This window comes from Azospirillum oryzae (genome assembly GCF_008364795.1).
In the GTDB taxonomy this organism is placed as follows: Bacteria; Pseudomonadota; Alphaproteobacteria; order Azospirillales; family Azospirillaceae; genus Azospirillum; species Azospirillum oryzae.
Map to the genome: position 1 here is coordinate 777,678 of NZ_VTTM01000001.1, position 14,959 is coordinate 792,636.

Sequence of the window (14,959 nt, forward strand, 5' to 3'; positions counted from 1 at the left end):
GACTGGTCGCCGCCGGATGACCGACACGCCCCACATCATGGTCGTGGACGCCCGCGTCCACGAGGACATCGCCGATGAGCTGGCGCGTGGCGCCGTCGCGGAACTGGACCGCGCCGGCGCCACGCACATCCGCTATGGCGTGCCCGGCTGTCTGGAGCTTCCGGCGGCGATCATGTACGCCATCCGCTCCATGGATTTCTTCACCGCCCGCAAGCGCTTCGACGGCTATATCGCGCTCGGCTGCGTGATCCGGGGCGAGACGACGCGCTACGACACGATCTGTGCCGAAAGCGCCCGCGGCTTGCAGGATCTGGCGCTGCGTTACAGTCTGGCGGTCGGAAACGGCATCCTGACGGTGGAAAACCGCGAGCAGGCCTGGGCGCGGGCCAATGTCGGATCGGTCAATATGGGCGGCCGTGCCGCGCGGGCCTGTCTTGACATGATTGACCTGAAGCGCAAATTCCGCCTCTATCCGCGCTGACCCCGACATCTCCTCTCTTTTAGCGACTGCAGATCATGAGCAACGACGACGCGGGCAGCCCCGTGACACCCGATCACGCCCCCAAGGGCGGCGACTCCAAGGGCAAATCGAAGTCCCGCAAGAACAAGACCGGCGGCGGCTCCGCCAAGGCGCGCCGCAAGGCCGCCCGTCTGGCCGCGGCCCAGGCGCTGTACCAGATCGATCTGGCCCAGGCCCCGGTCGAGAATGTCGTCGGCGAGTTCGTCGCCCACCGGCTGGGAGAGGAGATCGACGGCGACAAGTTCGTCGCCGGCGATCCGCAGCTGTTCGCCGACATCGTCCGCGGCGTCGTCCACCGCCGGGCCGAGGTCGACGGGGTGCTGGGCGCCGCGCTCGACCCACGCTTCCCGCTCGACCGGCTGGAGCTGCTGCTGCGCGCCATCCTGCGCGCCGGCGCCTATGAGATCGCGGTCCATATGGACACCCACCCGCGCATCCTCATCAGCGAGTATGTCGACGTCGCCCGCGCCTTCTTCTCCGGCCGCGAGCCGGCGATGGTGAACGGCGTTCTCGACCACGTCGCCCGCGCACTGCGCGCCGACGACCTCGCCAAGCCCGACCCCGGCCGCGGCACGGGCGAGGAGTGACGTCTCAAAGCCACCCCCTCGGCGAGTTCGGCCGCATCGCCCGCTTCTTCAAGCCGCTGGCCGCCGGGTTCCCCGGCGCCCGCGGGTTGCGGGACGATGCCGCCGTGTTCGGGGTGCCGGAGGGGCGGGAGTTGGTGGTCACCACCGACGCCATGGTGGCTGGGGTGCATTTCTTCCCCGACGACGCGCCGGCCGACATCGCCGCCAAGCTGATGCGCAGCAACCTGTCCGACCTCGCCGCCATGGGGGCGGAGCCGCTGGCCTATACGCTGGTGACCGCCCTGCCCCGCGGGCTGGACGAGTCGTGGCTGGAGGCGTTCGCAGCCGGCCTGGGCGAGGAACAGCACCGGTTCGGCATCGCGCTGGCCGGCGGCGATTCGGTCTCCACCAGCGGCCCGATCACCCTGTCGGTGACCGCCTTCGGGCTGGTCCCCACCGGCTGCGCCCTGCCGCGCTGGGGCGGACAGCCGGGCGACCGCGTCTTCATCACCGGCAGCATCGGCGATGCCGCCCTGGGGTTGGAGATCGCCTATGGTCGCCTCGATGTCCCGGACGAGGAGACCCGCGCCCATCTGCTGCGCCGGATGCGCCGGCCGGACCCGCGCATAAGCGTCGGGCCGCGGCTGATCGGGCTGGCGAGCGGTGCGATGGACGTGTCGGACGGTCTTGTCGCCGACCTTGGCCATCTCTGCGAGGAATCCGGCTGCGCCGCTCTGCTGAGAGCCGATGCGGTGCCGCTGTCGGATGCGGCGCGCGGCGCCATCGACGGCGATCCGGTCCGGCTGGCGCTTGCCATCACCGGCGGCGATGATTACGAGCTTCTGTTCACCGCCCCGCCCTCGGCCCGCGACGCCCTGGCGGCCCTGGCGGCCGAGTGCGGCGTCGCGATCACCGAAATCGGCGAACTCCGCCCCGGCACGCCCGGTGATGTCGCCGTGCTGGATGCGTCCGACGCGCCCCTGCCGCTGACCCGGCGCGGTTGGGACCATTTCTGACGCGTCTGCAACGACGCCGCGCATTTAAGACAATCGAAAGCATCCCCGGCGCAGGGTTCGGCGAATTTACGTCTGCGTAAGGTGTGCCGCCGTGGTCAAGGCCCTGATCGTCCTCGTTCTCGGCATCGTGCTGCTGGGCGGCGCCAGCTTCGGCGGCTGGTTCGTCTATCAGAAATATTTTACCCCGCACCCGGAAGAACCGAAGAAGGTCGAGCCGCCGCCAAAGCCGCCCACCGCCTTCGTCCGCTTGCCCCCGCTGGTGGTGCCGATGATCGGCCCTTCCCGAGTCGAGCAATTCGTCACCGTGGTGGTGGCGGTCGAGGTGATTCTTGAACAGCAGCCGATGGTCCAGGCCAACCAGCCACGCCTGACCGACGCATTCCTCACCGCGCTCTACGGCGGCGTCGCCGACAAGTCGATCCTGAACGGTGCTTTGGTCAATATTCCTGCCGTAAAGGCGAAATTGAAGGAGGCCGCCGTCAAAGTGGTGGGCAAGGACGCGGTCTATGACGTGCTGGTTCAGGCGGTTACGCAACGCAATCTCTGACCGCACTGCACAACACCCGCCATTTGCACCCATTTTACGGTGCAGAAGCCCTGTACTACCCATAAAGGTCAGGATCACCCTCGGCCATTTCGCCGCGTCGCGTCGACCCGTGCGGCGGTTGCAAAGCGGCGGGACCGGGCGCATGCTTTTCGTGAAAATACTTGCGCCCGACTTCTCCCCCACTGATCCGCGTGGTGGGACCAGCCTTTCCGGGGCGCGACCTTAAAATCAATCGGGGGATGCGATGGCTCTAGCGTTCATCGTCATCATCGCCGCCGGCCTGCTCGCGCTGGCCTACGGTTTTCGTACCGGAAAAGAAGTCATGGCCGCGTCGCCGGGGTCCGACCGGATGCAGGCCATCGCCGCCGCGGTGCAGGAAGGGGCGCGCGCCTACCTGAACCGCCAGTACACCACCATCGCCATCGCCGGCGTCGTCCTGCTGCTGATCCTGTGGGTCACGCTGGGCTTTCCGGTGGCACTGGGCTTCCTGATCGGCGCCGTCCTGTCGGGCAGCGCCGGCTATATCGGCATGAACGTCTCTGTCCGTGCCAATGTCCGCACGGCGGAGGCGGCGACTCGCGGGCTGGCTCCCGCGCTCGACATCGCCTTCAAATCGGGGGCGATCACCGGCATGCTGGTGGTCGGGTTGGGGCTGCTGGGCGTCGGTGGCTATTTCGGCATCCTGACGCTGGTCTACCACGTCAACGACCCGGTCGAGGTCCGCACCGTGCTGGAGGCGCTGGTGGCGCTCAGCTTCGGCGCGTCGCTGATCTCCATCTTCGCCCGGTTGGGCGGCGGCATCTTCACCAAGGGCGCCGATGTCGGCGCCGATCTCGTCGGCAAGGTGGAGGCCGGCATTCCGGAGGACGACCCGCGCAACCCGGCGGTCATCGCGGACAATGTCGGCGACAATGTCGGCGACTGTGCCGGTATGGCCGCCGACCTGTTCGAAACCTACGCCGTCACCATCGTCGCCACCATGCTGTTGGCGGCGATTTTCTTTACCGGCGGCGTGTTGCGACTGATGCTGGTCTATCCGCTGCTGATCGGCGCGGTGTGCATCCTGGCCTCGGTCGCCGGCACCTTCGCGGTGAAGCTCGGCGCCGACAACGCCATCATGAAGGCGCTCTACAAGGGGCTGGCCGTCGCGGCGGGCCTGTCGCTGGTGCTGATCCTGATCGTCACCGCGATCCTGTTCGGCTTCACCCGCGCCATCCCGATGACCGACGGCATGACGATCACCGGATTCAACCTGTTCGTCTCGGCCCTGGTCGGGCTGGGCGTCACCGGCCTCTTGGTCTGGATCACCGAGTACTACACCTCGACGGCCTACCGCCCGGTGCGCAGCGTCGCCAAGGCGTCGGAGACCGGGCACGGCACCAACGTCATCCAGGGCCTTGCGGTGTCGATGGAATCGACCGCCCTGCCGGTGATCGTCATCTGCGCCGGCATCCTGATCGCCCATGGGCAGGCCGGCGTCTTCGGCATCGGCGTCGCCGCGACGACGATGCTGGCGCTGGCCGGCATGGTGGTGGCGCTCGACGCCTACGGGCCGGTCACCGACAATGCCGGCGGAATCGCCGAGATGTCGGACATGCCCGCCAACATCCGCGTCACCACCGACGCGCTGGACGCCGTCGGCAACACCACCAAGGCGGTGACCAAGGGCTATGCCATCGGCTCCGCCGGTCTGGCCGCATTGGTCCTCTTCGCCGCCTATGTCCAGGACCTTGGCCATTACTTCCCGAACATCCCGGTGGAGTTCCGGCTGAACGACCCCTATGTCGTCGTCGGGCTGCTGGTGGGCGGTCTGCTGCCCTACCTGTTCGGCGCCATGGGCATGACCGCCGTCGGCCGCGCCGCCGGATCGGTGGTGGTGGAGGTGCGGCGCCAGTTCCGCGAAATCCCCGGCATCATGGAGGGCACCGCCAAGCCCGATTACGGCCGCGCGGTGGACATGCTGACCAAGGCGGCGATCAAGGAGATGGTGATCCCCTCGCTGTTGCCGGTGTTGGCACCGGTGGTTCTGTATTTCGTCATTTCCGCCATCGGCGGTCAGGCGGCCGGCTTCGCGGCGCTGGGCGCCATGCTGCTTGGCACCATCGTCACCGGCATCTTCGTCGCCATTTCCATGACGTCGGGCGGCGGCGCCTGGGACAACGCCAAGAAATACATCGAGGAGGGCAACCACGGCGGCAAAGGTTCCGACGCCCACAAGGCGGCGGTGACCGGGGATACCGTCGGTGATCCCTACAAGGACACCGCCGGCCCGGCGGTGAACCCGATGATCAAGATCACCAACATCGTGGCGATCCTGCTGCTGGCCATCCTGGCGCAGTTCAGCTGAAGGGTCGGTGCGGGGCAGGACAACCACCTGCCCCGCACCGGAACACTCACATTCCCGGCGACGCTTCCGGAGCCAGCTGTTCCACGAACTCGTTGAAGTCTGACGCTTCGCGGAAGTCCTTGTAGACCGAGGCGTAGCGGATATACGCCACCTGATCCATCGTCTGCAGCGCCTCCATGATCTTCTCGCCGATCTGCTTCGACGGGATTTCGCTCTCGCCGGAGGATTCCAGCTGGCGGACCATGCTGTTCACCACCCGGTCGATGCGGTCGGCGTCGATCGGGCGCTTGCGCAGCGCGATCTTCATCGACCGCAACAGTTTCTCGCGGTCGAAGGGTTCGCGCTGGCCGTTGCTCTTCACCACCGTCAGCTCGCGCAGCTGGACGCGTTCGAAGGTGGTGAAGCGGGCGCTGCAACTGGGACAGAAGCGCCGCCGGCGGATTGCCGAGTTGTCTTCGGTCGGGCGCGAGTCCTTGACCTGGGTATCCTCGTTTCCGCAGAACGGGCAGCGCATCTGTCGATCACCTTATCGGATCAGAGGGTCGGGCCTTAGAGAGTGGGATAGATCGGGAACTGACGGCACAGGCCGCGCACCCGCTCGCGCATCGCGGCCTCGACCGCCGTGTTGTCGCCGGAGTTGCTGGCGGCCAGCCCGTCCAGCGTCTCGACGATCATCTCGCCGACCTGTTTGAACTCGGCGGTGCCGAAGCCGCGGGTGGTCGCCGCCGGGCTGCCCAGACGGACGCCGGAGGTGATCATCGGCTTCTGCGGGTCGAACGGCACGCCGTTCTTGTTGCAGGTCATGCCGGCATGCTCCAGGCTGGCTTCCGCCGCCTTGCCGGTCAGGTTCTTCGGACGCAGGTCGACCAGCACGATGTGGCTGTCGGTGCCGCCCGACACGATGTCCAGCCCGCCGCCGATCAGCGTCTTGGCCAGCACCTGGGCGTTGTCGACCACCGCCTGGGCGTAGGTCTTGAACTCCGGACGCAGCGCCTCGGCGAAGGCGACAGCCTTGGCGGCGATGACATGCATCAGCGGGCCGCCCTGCAGGCCGGGGAACACCGCCGAGTTGATCTTCTTGGCGATCTCTTCGCTGTTGGTCAGCACCATGCCGCCGCGCGGGCCGCGCAGGGTCTTGTGGGTGGTGGTGGTCGCCACGTCGGCATAGGGGAACGGGTTCGGATAGACGCCGCCGGCGATCAGGCCGGCATAGTGGGCGATGTCCACCATCAGGTAGGCGCCGACCTCGTCCGCGATGGCGCGGAAGCGCTGGTAATCCAGAACGCGCGGATAGGCCGAGCCGCCGGCGATGATCAGCTTCGGCTTGTGTTCGCGGGCCAGCGCCTCGACCTGATCGAAGTCGATCAGGTGGTCGTCCTTGCGAACGCCGTACTGCACGGCCTTGAACCACTTGCCCGACATGTTGGGCGCGGCGCCATGGGTCAGGTGGCCGCCGGCGGCCAGCGACATGCCCAGCACGCAGTCGCCGGGCTGCAGCAGGGCCAGCATCACCGCCTGGTTGGCCTGGGAGCCGGAATTGGGCTGCACGTTGGCGAAATCGCAGCCGAACAGCTTGCAGGCGCGCTCGATCGCCAGGTTCTCGGCGATGTCGACGAACTCGCAGCCGCCATAGTAACGCTTGCCCGGATAGCCTTCGGCATACTTGTTGGTCAGGACCGAGCCCTGCGCCTCCAGCACCGCCTGCGAGACGATGTTCTCGGACGCGATCAGTTCGATCTGCTCCTGCTGGCGGACCAGCTCGTCGCGCACCGCGCGGGCCAGTTCGGGATCGGTCTCGGCGAGCGAGGCGGCGAAGAAGCGGCCGATCTCGGCGGTGTTGCTGCTGGTCATGGCGGAAGGTTCCTCGATCGAAGGGCGCGAAGCCGGCCGGACGCCCGGTCAGGCGGCTTCCGTTGGGTCTTTCCGGGTTCTGTCGCGTCCCGGTTGCGGGCCTTGGCGGCCAAATAACGGGCCTGGAAAAGGCGGCGCGACGGCGCGCTCAGCCCATCTTGGCGATGCGGCGGCTGTGACGCTCCCCACCCTCGAAGCCGGTCTTCAGGAAGACGTCGACGCAATCCTTGGCGATCTCCGGGCCGATGACGCGGGCGCCGAGCGCGATCACGTTGGCGTCGTTGTGCTCGCGCGACAGGCGCGCGGTGGTGACGTCATGGACCAGGGCGGCACGGATGCCGGGGTGGCGGTTGGCGGCGATGCTGATGCCGATGCCGCTGCCGCAGATCAGCACGCCGCGCTGCGCCCGGCCGTCGGTGACGGCGGCGGCGAGCGCCGCGGCGAAATCCGGGTAATCGACCGAGGCCGGCCCGTCGGTACCGAGGTCGAGGACGGTGTAGCCGGCGTCCTCGAGCTGCCGGGCGATCTGGGCCTTCAGCTCATAGCCGGCGTGATCGGAAGCGAGTGCCACGGTGCGGACGGTCATGACGGCGGAAACTCCGGTGCGTGCGGTAACGGATGCACAAGCGACGACAGCGCCGGCAATGCGGCGAAAGACGCCCGCACCCTACCAGATGTCGGTGCAGACCGCCACTGCCACACCATGACGTGGATGCATAGCTAAACCCGGGGCCGGCCCGTCCTCGGCTGGCGACGCCTTGCCTTCAGACCGTCCTTCGCGGTTCCCCGCCCGCATCGAACCGGGGCACCCCGACACTGCGAAGGTTTGGAGACGGTTTTCACCTCTGCGTTGCCGAGAAGCCGAAACAAGGGAGATAGCCGATTCGTTATAGGAGCGGGAAAACGCCCAATTGCCGCGGCGGACTCGGCGGAAAATCACAAGCCCCTGCTTACTAGACCGCCGCTAAAGCCGCCGCACAGCCACAACCGTGCAACGATTTTCAGCGAAGGCTGATTTGCACCACGCTCCTTTGTTCTGGCAGCCAAGAGCAACTAATTTGAAGCTTGCCGAAATTATATTGACACCCAAATCACGGTATGCAACTTGGTTCGTACGGACAAATGAAATACCAGGACACAGTGCAATGAGCGACCAGCTTCGCGCCGATGTACCGGACAATGCGCTGCTGCGGATGACCGCCGACATCGTATCGGCGTATGTCAGCAAGAACGTGTTGCCTGCTCAGCAAATCCCCGATGTGATCAATACGGTCTACTCGTCGCTGACTGGCCTGAATGGTCAGCCTCGCGAGGTCGCGGCGGAACCGCTGAAGCCTGCCGTTCCGATTCGCAAATCGGTGACGCCCGAATACATCGTCTGCCTGGAAGACGGGAAGAAGCTGAAGATGCTGAAGCGGCACCTTCGCTCGACCTACAACATGTCGCCGGACGAGTATCGGTCCCGTTGGGGACTTCCGCCCGACTATCCGATGGTCGCGCCGAACTACGCGGCGCAGCGTTCGGAATTCGCCAAGCGCATCGGCCTCGGCCGCAGCTCCGGCCGTCAGACCCGCCGCAAGGCCGGTTGATCGTGTAAAGTCCGTATGCAACGCGGGCCGGTCCCATGGGATTCGGCCCGTGTGCATGTCAGAATGATGGCAAAGCGGTCGGAATGACGGCGAAGCCGTCGGATTGGTTGACGAGACGCAAGCCGGTCGCCCCCGCCAGTTGCAGCGGGCCAGTTACGGCAAGCCAGTTACGGCGAACCGGCCACCGCCGGCATCGCAACCGCGCAACCGCCTCCCGGCGGCCATAGCCCCGATTGGCGCAGCTCAGTTGGCGCAGCCCTTCCGGCCCGACAGGCGGCAGTTGAACCGGTCGACATTGCGGCTCAGTTCCCGCCCGGTCGCCACATTCTCTTCGTTCAGGCAGGTCAGATAGGCCATCGACTTGTCGACATACTCCTTCACCTCGCCCTGACAGGACGACATCTTGTCGGCGCTGAGGAAGGTGGACTGGTCGTCCATGCACATCGGCACGCCCGGCTTCAGACAGCCCGCCGCCGGAGTGGTGGGCTGGGGTGCCGTCGATGCCGCTCCGCCGGCCTGAGCGCCCGGTGACGGTGCAGCGGGGGCGGCAGACCGGCCGCCATGATCCTGCGTCCCGTGACCCGGCTTCTGCGAGGTCGCGGCGGTTGCCGTCCGCGCCGTGGTCAGCACCGGCAGGGCCGCCGCCAGGGCGGTTGCCGTCAAAAGCGCCGACATCACCGACACGCGCAGGAAAGCCGTCACACGAACCGCCCTCACACCGACCATGGCCTCGTTCCCCTGGTGTTTCGTTCCTCTGTGCGAAAGCCGGCCGGACAACGGCCGGACCCTTTCTCCGCTTACCCGCCCGGACGGCGTGGAAGAAGGGCCTTTTCTATGCGCCATTCGTTCAGAGATGCGCGGTTCTACAAGCGTTACACCCCCTGCGCCAGTGCCAACGGGCAGGCATAGGTCTACTGTCTGGGTCGAGCGGTTCGCTCTACGACCGGCGATCCGGACTGGGACCATGTCCCATGCGGGGTTGCCGGCGGAGGCATGCCGGCGCTCACCATCAGCAAAAGCCAGACTTCGATCCGCGCCGCCCGGCCCCGTCCGGCGGCGCGTTTTCTTTGGCAGGCCCCGGCAACCGGTCGATGGCGGCCGGTCAGTAAAGGCCGCCACGCCCCTTCGGCGCCGGCTTCGCCGGTCCCCCGCCCGCACCGCCCCCGGAAGAACCGCTTCCGGAAGCGCCTCTGTTGTCCGCGCTCTTGGTCTGGACGAAGCGCAGCTTGTTGATCGCCGTACGCTTCAGCAATTCCTGGCTGCCGGTCGCCGGGCCGGCCACCGTCACCTCGACGCCGGTCTTCGCGTCGATGGCCGTGACCCTCAGATAGCTGCCGACCCGCTGGAATTCGAACAGCACCTCGCCGTCGCCGCCCGCTGCCGTCATGATCCGTCCCCTCCCCTATCCGAAAGCCAATCCCCGTTCGAGACCGCAACGCCCGGTGGCCGCCGCTGTTGTTCCCGCTGCCATTCGGCGCGCAGGAGCCCCGCTCCGCCAAAACCCACAGCGAGGAAGGACCATCATAATGGCCGCCAAGACGATGCAGGATCTCCTGATCGAGGATCTTCGCGACATCTACCACGCCGAGAAGCAGATCGCGAAGGCCCTGCCCAAGATGGCGAGGGCCGCCAGCTCCGACCAGCTGCGCAAGGCCTTCGAGACCCATCTGGAACAGACCAACGGCCAGATCGAACGGCTGCAGCAGGTGTTCGAGGAAATGGACACCCGCCCCCGCGGCAAGCATTGCGACGCGATGGAGGGGCTGATCAGCGAGGCACAGGAGATCCTCGAAATGGGTCTGGCGCCGGAGGTTCAGGACGCCGCCCTGATCGCCGCCGCCCAGAAGGTGGAGCATTACGAGATCGCCAGCTACGGCACGCTCCACGCCTATGCCACCGCCTGCGGCCTCGACAAGGTCGCGCAACTGCTGAACGAGACGCTGCAGGAGGAAAAGGACACCGACATGCTGCTGAACAAGCTGGCCATCGGCGACGTGAACAAGAAGGCGATCGCCGCCAGCGGCAAGAAGGCTGCCTGATCCCAGCCGAACCGTGACCAATCGCCCCCGGGTCGGCAAAAGACCCGGGCCGCGGTTGCAACCACCGCGTCGGACCGGTAGCATCCCTGCCATCCGGTCCTTCGCGGTGTTCTGCCATGCGCGGCTTTCTGCCTGCCCTCTGCCTTGCCCTGCTCCTGACCTTGACGTCGGCGCTGCCGGCCGCCGCGAACGAAGGGGCGCCGGGCGCCCTGCCCCCGTCGGTGCGGATCAAGCCGCTGATGGTCCCGGTGGTGAATGCCGGCCGGATCGAGAAATACACCCAGGTCGAAGTGAACCTGGAAATCGGCGACGCGCTGAGGCTGGGCGAGGTCCAGTTGAGCATCCCCCGCCTGCACGACGCCATCCTGACCGCCATCTACAAGGGCGTGGACGAGGGATGGATCGTCCGCGGCAACATCGCGAACGTCCCCGCCCTGCGCCGCCGGATCGACGAATCGGTCGTCGCCATGTTCGGCAAGGACGTCGTCAGCCGCATCCTGATCACGCCCATCGCGCGCCAATCGTCGCTGCAATAACGCTGCTCCAACAGCCTGTGCCGGGAGGATCGAATCGTCATGCCCGTCGTCTATGTCGCGCGCAGCGCCGCCCTGACCAAATGGGCGTCCGACGTCGGACAGGGTAAGCACATCTACAAGCTGGGCATTGCGGAGGACGAAGCCGCGGTGAAGGCCGCCGTCGCCGCCGGCTGGGGTGGCGAATCCGACTGGAAGCTCGTCCATTCCAAACAGATCGACGATCTGGACGAGGACAGCGCGCTGGCCCGGCTCGGCCGGCGCGAGAAGGTGATCGACCCCACCTATTACCCGCGCCTGAAGGGGGCGGCCGGCGTCTACCGCATCACCCTGACCAACGTGCAGAACAGCCTGCTGGTCGCCAAGGCGATGACCGCCGACGAGCCGCTGACCGAGGTCAAGGTCAAGCCCAAGGACATCGCCGACTACATGATCCGCAACGCGATTGCCTGAGCAGTCCGCCGGAATGCCCGCCTCATCGATCCGCCGCCCACCGATCCGCCGCGTCGCCTTCGAGGCCCTGTCGCTGACCGAACTGCACGACCTGCTGGCGCTGCGCAGCCGTGTGTTCGTCGTCGAGCAGTCCTGCCCCTATCCCGACATCGACGGCCGCGATCCCGGAGCGCTTCATCTGATCGCGGCGGACGGCGCCGGCGCCATCGTCGGCTGTGCCCGCTGCCTCGGCCCGGACCGCGAGGGCCCCGATTCCGAAGGTCCGGACGCGACGGTCTCCTTCGGCCGGCTGGCGGTCGACCGGTCGCAACGCTCCACCGGGCTGGGGCGGGCATTGGTCGTGGAATCGCTGGCGGTGCTGGCGGAACGCTGGCCCGGCCGCGATGTGCTGATCGGCGCACAGCTTTATCTGGAGCGCTTTTACGGCAGCTTCGGTTTCGTGCCTGTCACCGAACCCTACGACGACTTCGGCATTCCCCACATCGACATGCGGCTTCGTCGCTGACCGCCAAAGCCGCCATCCGATCCCCATAGGTTGGTGCGTCACCCTGCCGCATGCGCGCGGCGGCAATGAAAGCACGCAGGACAATTACCGGCGGTAGAACATCGCTGGGACGTTAACGCTTTGTTTGCAAGGCGGGTATAGGCCTTATGTGACAGACAGAAGATTTCGCCATACGTAAAATTGTCGATGATCGAAATCGATTTTCCTGCCGTATCAGGTGGCGCATTCGAACGGGTAAGACTCTCACCCGATCGGATGCGACTCTGCGAGGCAAGGCGACTGTCCGCGCGAATCACAAGCCCGTCCGGTCACATGAGGCGCAAGAAATGTCCTGGTTCACCAATCTCCGAATCGGCGGAAAGCTGCTGACGGCATTCGCCGCTCTGATTGTCATCATCGGCGCGATCAGCTTTGCCAATTATGCCACGCTGTCGTCCATCCAATCCTCCATCGACTGGACGATCCACACCTACCGCGTGATCCAGACCACCGACGCGGCGCTGGCGGCGATGGTCGACCAGGAGACCGGTGTGCGCGGCTATCTGGTCAGCGGTGATCAGGCTTTCCTGGAGCCCTACCGTCGGGGTGAACAGGCGTTCGACCGCGCCCTGGCGGAGGTGAAGTCGCTGACCGCCGACAATCCGCAGCAGCAGGCCCGGTTGGAGGAACTGCGCAAACACGCCGCCATCTGGCGCCAGACCGTGGCCGAAAAGGAAATCGCCCTGATGTCAAAGGCCGAATCGCGCGAGGAAGCCCGCGCGATGGAGGCGAAGGCGCTGGGCAAGGCCTCCATGGACCATGTCCGCGCGCTGGTCGCGCAGATCGAGGACGCGGAGCGCGTGCTTCTGACCCTGCGCAAGGACGAGCAGAAGGCCGCCTTCTCCACCGGCTATCTCACCGCCATCGTCGGCGCGCTGGCTTCCGTCCTGGTCGCCGTGGCCGCCGGGATGGTGCTGCGCGGGGCCATCGCCTCGCCCATCGTCGCCATGACCGCCGCCATGGGCCGTCTGGCCGGCGGCGAGCGGGCGGTCGAGGTGCCCGGCGTCGGCCGCAAGGACGAGGTCGGCGCCATGGCCGAAGCGGTGGACGTCTTCAAGCGCAACGCCATCGAGGCCGACCGCCTCGCCTCCGCCCAGCGCGCCGAGGAAGAGGCCAAGGCCCGCCGCACCGCCCGGCTGGAGGAGTTGATGCGCGCCTTCGAAGGCAATGTGACCGCGGTGGTGCAGAGCCTGTCGGGAGCGGCGACCCAGATGCAGCAGTCGGCCGGCATGCTGACCAGCACCGCCGACGAGACCAACCGCCAGAGCACCACGGTGGCCTCGGCCGCCGAGCAGGCCTCCGCCAACGTCCAGACCGTCGCCGCTGCGGCCGAGGAACTCTCCTCCTCGATCGCCGAGATCGGCCGTCAGGTCTCTCAGTCGACCCGCGTCGCCGAACAGGCGGTCAGCGGCGCCAGCCGGGCCAACGGCGTCGTCTCCGGACTTGCCGACGGCGCGCAGAAGATCGGCGAGGTGGTGGACCTCATCAACAACATCGCGGCGCAGACCAACCTGCTGGCGCTCAACGCAACGATCGAGGCTGCCCGCGCCGGCGAGGCGGGCAAGGGCTTCGCGGTGGTGGCGAGCGAGGTGAAGAGCCTGGCCAACCAGACGGCGAAGGCCACGGAGGACATCACCGGCCAGATCGCCACCATCCAGGGCGCGACCCGCGAGGCGGTTTCCGCCATTGAGGAGATCGGCCGCATCATCACGGAGATCAGCCAGATTTCCGCGACCATCGCCTCGGCGGTGGAACAGCAGAGCGCGGCGACCCAGGAGATCAGCCGCAACGTCCAGGAAGCGGCCCAGGGCACGCAGCAGGTGACCAGCAACATCGTCGGCGTCACCCGCGCCGCCGGCGACACCGGCCGCGCCGCGGGCGAGGTCCGCAACGTCGCCGACCACCTCAGCACCGAATCGACCCGCCTGCGTCAGGAGGTGGAGAGCTTCCTGAGCGGGGTGAAGGCGGCATGAGGGGAAGGTTGGCCCCCACCCTAACCCTCCCCCGCTGGGCGGGGGAGGTTAGGTGGGGGTCTAACGTCCCCCAACCTCAGTGCGACAGCAGCAGCGGCACCGGGCAGGTGCGCAGCACGTGGCGCGTCCCGCTGCCGCGATGCAGGAACGGGAAGCCGTAATGGCCATGGGCGCCCATCACCAGCAGGTCGGCGCCGGTATCCATGGCACGGGCCAGCAGGGCGTCCATCGCGCCGATGTCGTTGACCGTGAAGTGGGTCTGCTCCGCCTTCACGCCGTGGAAGGCGAGATGGTCGAGCAGCCCGACCCGCGGCGCTTCCGGCGCGGCGTTCGAGGCCTGGGTCAGCACGGTGATGACCGTCACCTCGGCGGCCTTCTCCAGCATCGGCATGGCGTCGGACAGGGCGCGGGCGGCCTCGCGCTCGGCATTCCAGGCGACGGCGACGCGTTTGCCGATCACCGGGAAGCGGCCGGCATAGGGCACGACCAGCACCGGGCGGCCGGAGTTCAGCACCACCTGCTCGTTCAGTTCCTCCGGCGCGGCCTGCGATCCGGCCTCGCGGTCATACTGGCCCAGCACCGTCAGGTCGGCGAAGCGCGACCAGATGATGACCTCGCGGATCACATGGTTGTATTCGCCGTGGGTCAGCCCGTGCCAATGGCCCTGCAGACCGGACGCGGCGAGCTTTTCGTTGAACAGCGCCTCGCTGCGCGCCGCCGCCTCGACCAGATGGTCGCTGGACCGGCGGGCGATGACGCTGGAGGCGTTGCGGTCGCCCTGAGCGAACAGGCCGCGCAGAAAGGCGCCGTGGCTCTGCGCCAGTGCGATGGCGGCCTCGAGTCGCGCCTCGACATGCGGGCTGCTGTCGAGATGGACGAGGATGTGCTTGTAGGTCATGCGGGTCCTCCCGGTATGAAATGCGAAGTCTTGCGACGTCTGCCGTTTTCCATGGGGCCGATGCCATGGGGTGGATGCCATGG

17 protein-coding genes are annotated in these 14,959 nt (G+C 67.0%); 11 read left to right on the forward strand and 6 right to left on the reverse strand.

From position 1 onward, the window contains the following. Positions 1-16 precede the first annotated feature (16 nt). The 5 genes from ribH (at position 17) to FZ938_RS03740 (ending at position 4,996) form a co-directional block, all read left to right on the forward strand. Positions 17-481, forward strand: coding sequence for a 6,7-dimethyl-8-ribityllumazine synthase (ribH, locus tag FZ938_RS03720; RefSeq protein ID WP_149197291.1), 465 nt, complete (start codon positions 17-19; stop codon positions 479-481). Positions 482-516: 35 nt separating this feature from the next. Continuing rightward, a complete protein-coding gene (gene nusB, locus FZ938_RS03725) occupies positions 517-1,107 on the forward strand; it encodes a transcription antitermination factor NusB (RefSeq protein WP_109151537.1) in 591 nt (196 codons plus the stop codon). After that, positions 1,104-2,102, forward strand: a complete 999-nt coding sequence (gene thiL / locus FZ938_RS03730) for a thiamine-phosphate kinase (RefSeq protein ID WP_149197292.1) — start codon at positions 1,104-1,106, stop codon at positions 2,100-2,102. The genes nusB and thiL overlap by 4 nt, the downstream gene beginning before the upstream one ends. A gap of 91 nt (positions 2,103-2,193) precedes the next feature. Continuing rightward, positions 2,194-2,649 (forward strand): hypothetical protein, encoded by a 456-nt coding sequence (locus FZ938_RS03735; RefSeq protein WP_149197293.1) that lies wholly within the window; start codon positions 2,194-2,196, stop codon positions 2,647-2,649. A 244-nt stretch (positions 2,650-2,893) separates the two neighbouring features. Beyond that, positions 2,894-4,996: a sodium-translocating pyrophosphatase gene (locus FZ938_RS03740; RefSeq protein ID WP_149197294.1), complete on the forward strand. Its 2,103-nt coding sequence runs from the start codon at positions 2,894-2,896 to the stop codon at positions 4,994-4,996. A 46-nt stretch (positions 4,997-5,042) separates the two neighbouring features. Here FZ938_RS03740 and nrdR read toward each other — a convergent pair whose 3' ends face one another. From nrdR to rpiB, 3 genes are all read right to left on the reverse strand, one after another. Then, positions 5,043-5,510 carry a transcriptional regulator NrdR gene (gene nrdR / locus FZ938_RS03745; RefSeq protein WP_014247245.1) on the reverse strand — a complete coding sequence of 156 codons (468 nt, stop codon included), beginning with the start codon at positions 5,508-5,510 and terminating at the stop codon, positions 5,043-5,045. Positions 5,511-5,545: 35 nt separating this feature from the next. Further along, positions 5,546-6,847 carry a serine hydroxymethyltransferase gene (gene glyA / locus FZ938_RS03750; RefSeq protein WP_149197295.1) on the reverse strand — a complete coding sequence of 434 codons (1,302 nt, stop codon included), beginning with the start codon at positions 6,845-6,847 and terminating at the stop codon, positions 5,546-5,548. Between the two features lie 148 nt (positions 6,848-6,995). Then, positions 6,996-7,433 (reverse strand): ribose 5-phosphate isomerase B, encoded by a 438-nt coding sequence (gene rpiB / locus FZ938_RS03755; RefSeq protein WP_085088868.1) that lies wholly within the window; start codon positions 7,431-7,433, stop codon positions 6,996-6,998. Between the two features lie 559 nt (positions 7,434-7,992). Here rpiB and FZ938_RS03760 point away from each other — a divergent pair. Further along, positions 7,993-8,436, forward strand: a complete 444-nt coding sequence (locus FZ938_RS03760) for a Ros/MucR family transcriptional regulator (RefSeq protein WP_042701716.1) — start codon at positions 7,993-7,995, stop codon at positions 8,434-8,436. Between the two features lie 243 nt (positions 8,437-8,679). Here FZ938_RS03760 and FZ938_RS03765 read toward each other — a convergent pair whose 3' ends face one another. Together FZ938_RS03765 and FZ938_RS03770 are read right to left on the reverse strand one after the other, a co-directional pair. Next, complete coding sequence (locus tag FZ938_RS03765) at positions 8,680-9,162, reverse strand: hypothetical protein (RefSeq protein WP_149197296.1); 483 nt, start codon at positions 9,160-9,162, stop codon at positions 8,680-8,682. Between the two features lie 376 nt (positions 9,163-9,538). After that, entirely contained in the window at positions 9,539-9,823 is a 285-nt protein-coding gene (locus FZ938_RS03770) for a DUF6898 family protein (protein ID WP_149197297.1), read from the reverse strand. A gap of 139 nt (positions 9,824-9,962) precedes the next feature. Here FZ938_RS03770 and FZ938_RS03775 point away from each other — a divergent pair, with 139 nt between their 5' ends. The 5 genes from FZ938_RS03775 (at position 9,963) to FZ938_RS03795 (ending at position 13,978) form a co-directional block, all read left to right on the forward strand. Then, positions 9,963-10,475 (forward strand): YciE/YciF ferroxidase family protein, encoded by a 513-nt coding sequence (locus FZ938_RS03775; RefSeq protein WP_149197298.1) that lies wholly within the window; start codon positions 9,963-9,965, stop codon positions 10,473-10,475. Between the two features lie 116 nt (positions 10,476-10,591). After that, positions 10,592-11,011: a hypothetical protein gene (locus FZ938_RS03780; RefSeq protein WP_149197299.1), complete on the forward strand. Its 420-nt coding sequence runs from the start codon at positions 10,592-10,594 to the stop codon at positions 11,009-11,011. Between the two features lie 39 nt (positions 11,012-11,050). Next, entirely contained in the window at positions 11,051-11,461 is a 411-nt protein-coding gene (locus FZ938_RS03785; RefSeq protein WP_149197300.1) for a hypothetical protein, read from the forward strand. A gap of 13 nt (positions 11,462-11,474) precedes the next feature. Continuing rightward, on the forward strand, positions 11,475-11,966 hold the full coding sequence (locus tag FZ938_RS03790) for a GNAT family N-acetyltransferase (RefSeq protein WP_246457498.1): 492 nt from the start codon (positions 11,475-11,477) through the stop codon (positions 11,964-11,966). Between the two features lie 326 nt (positions 11,967-12,292). Beyond that, the gene (locus tag FZ938_RS03795; protein ID WP_149197301.1) at positions 12,293-13,978 is read left to right on the forward strand and encodes a methyl-accepting chemotaxis protein; all 1,686 of its coding nucleotides are present in this window, start codon (positions 12,293-12,295) and stop codon (positions 13,976-13,978) included. 76 nt (positions 13,979-14,054) lie between these two features. On the opposite strand, the gene FZ938_RS03800 is transcribed toward FZ938_RS03795, so the two are convergent. Beyond that, a complete protein-coding gene (locus tag FZ938_RS03800) occupies positions 14,055-14,876 on the reverse strand; it encodes a universal stress protein (protein ID WP_149197302.1) in 822 nt (273 codons plus the stop codon). Positions 14,877-14,959: the final 83 nt, after the last annotated feature.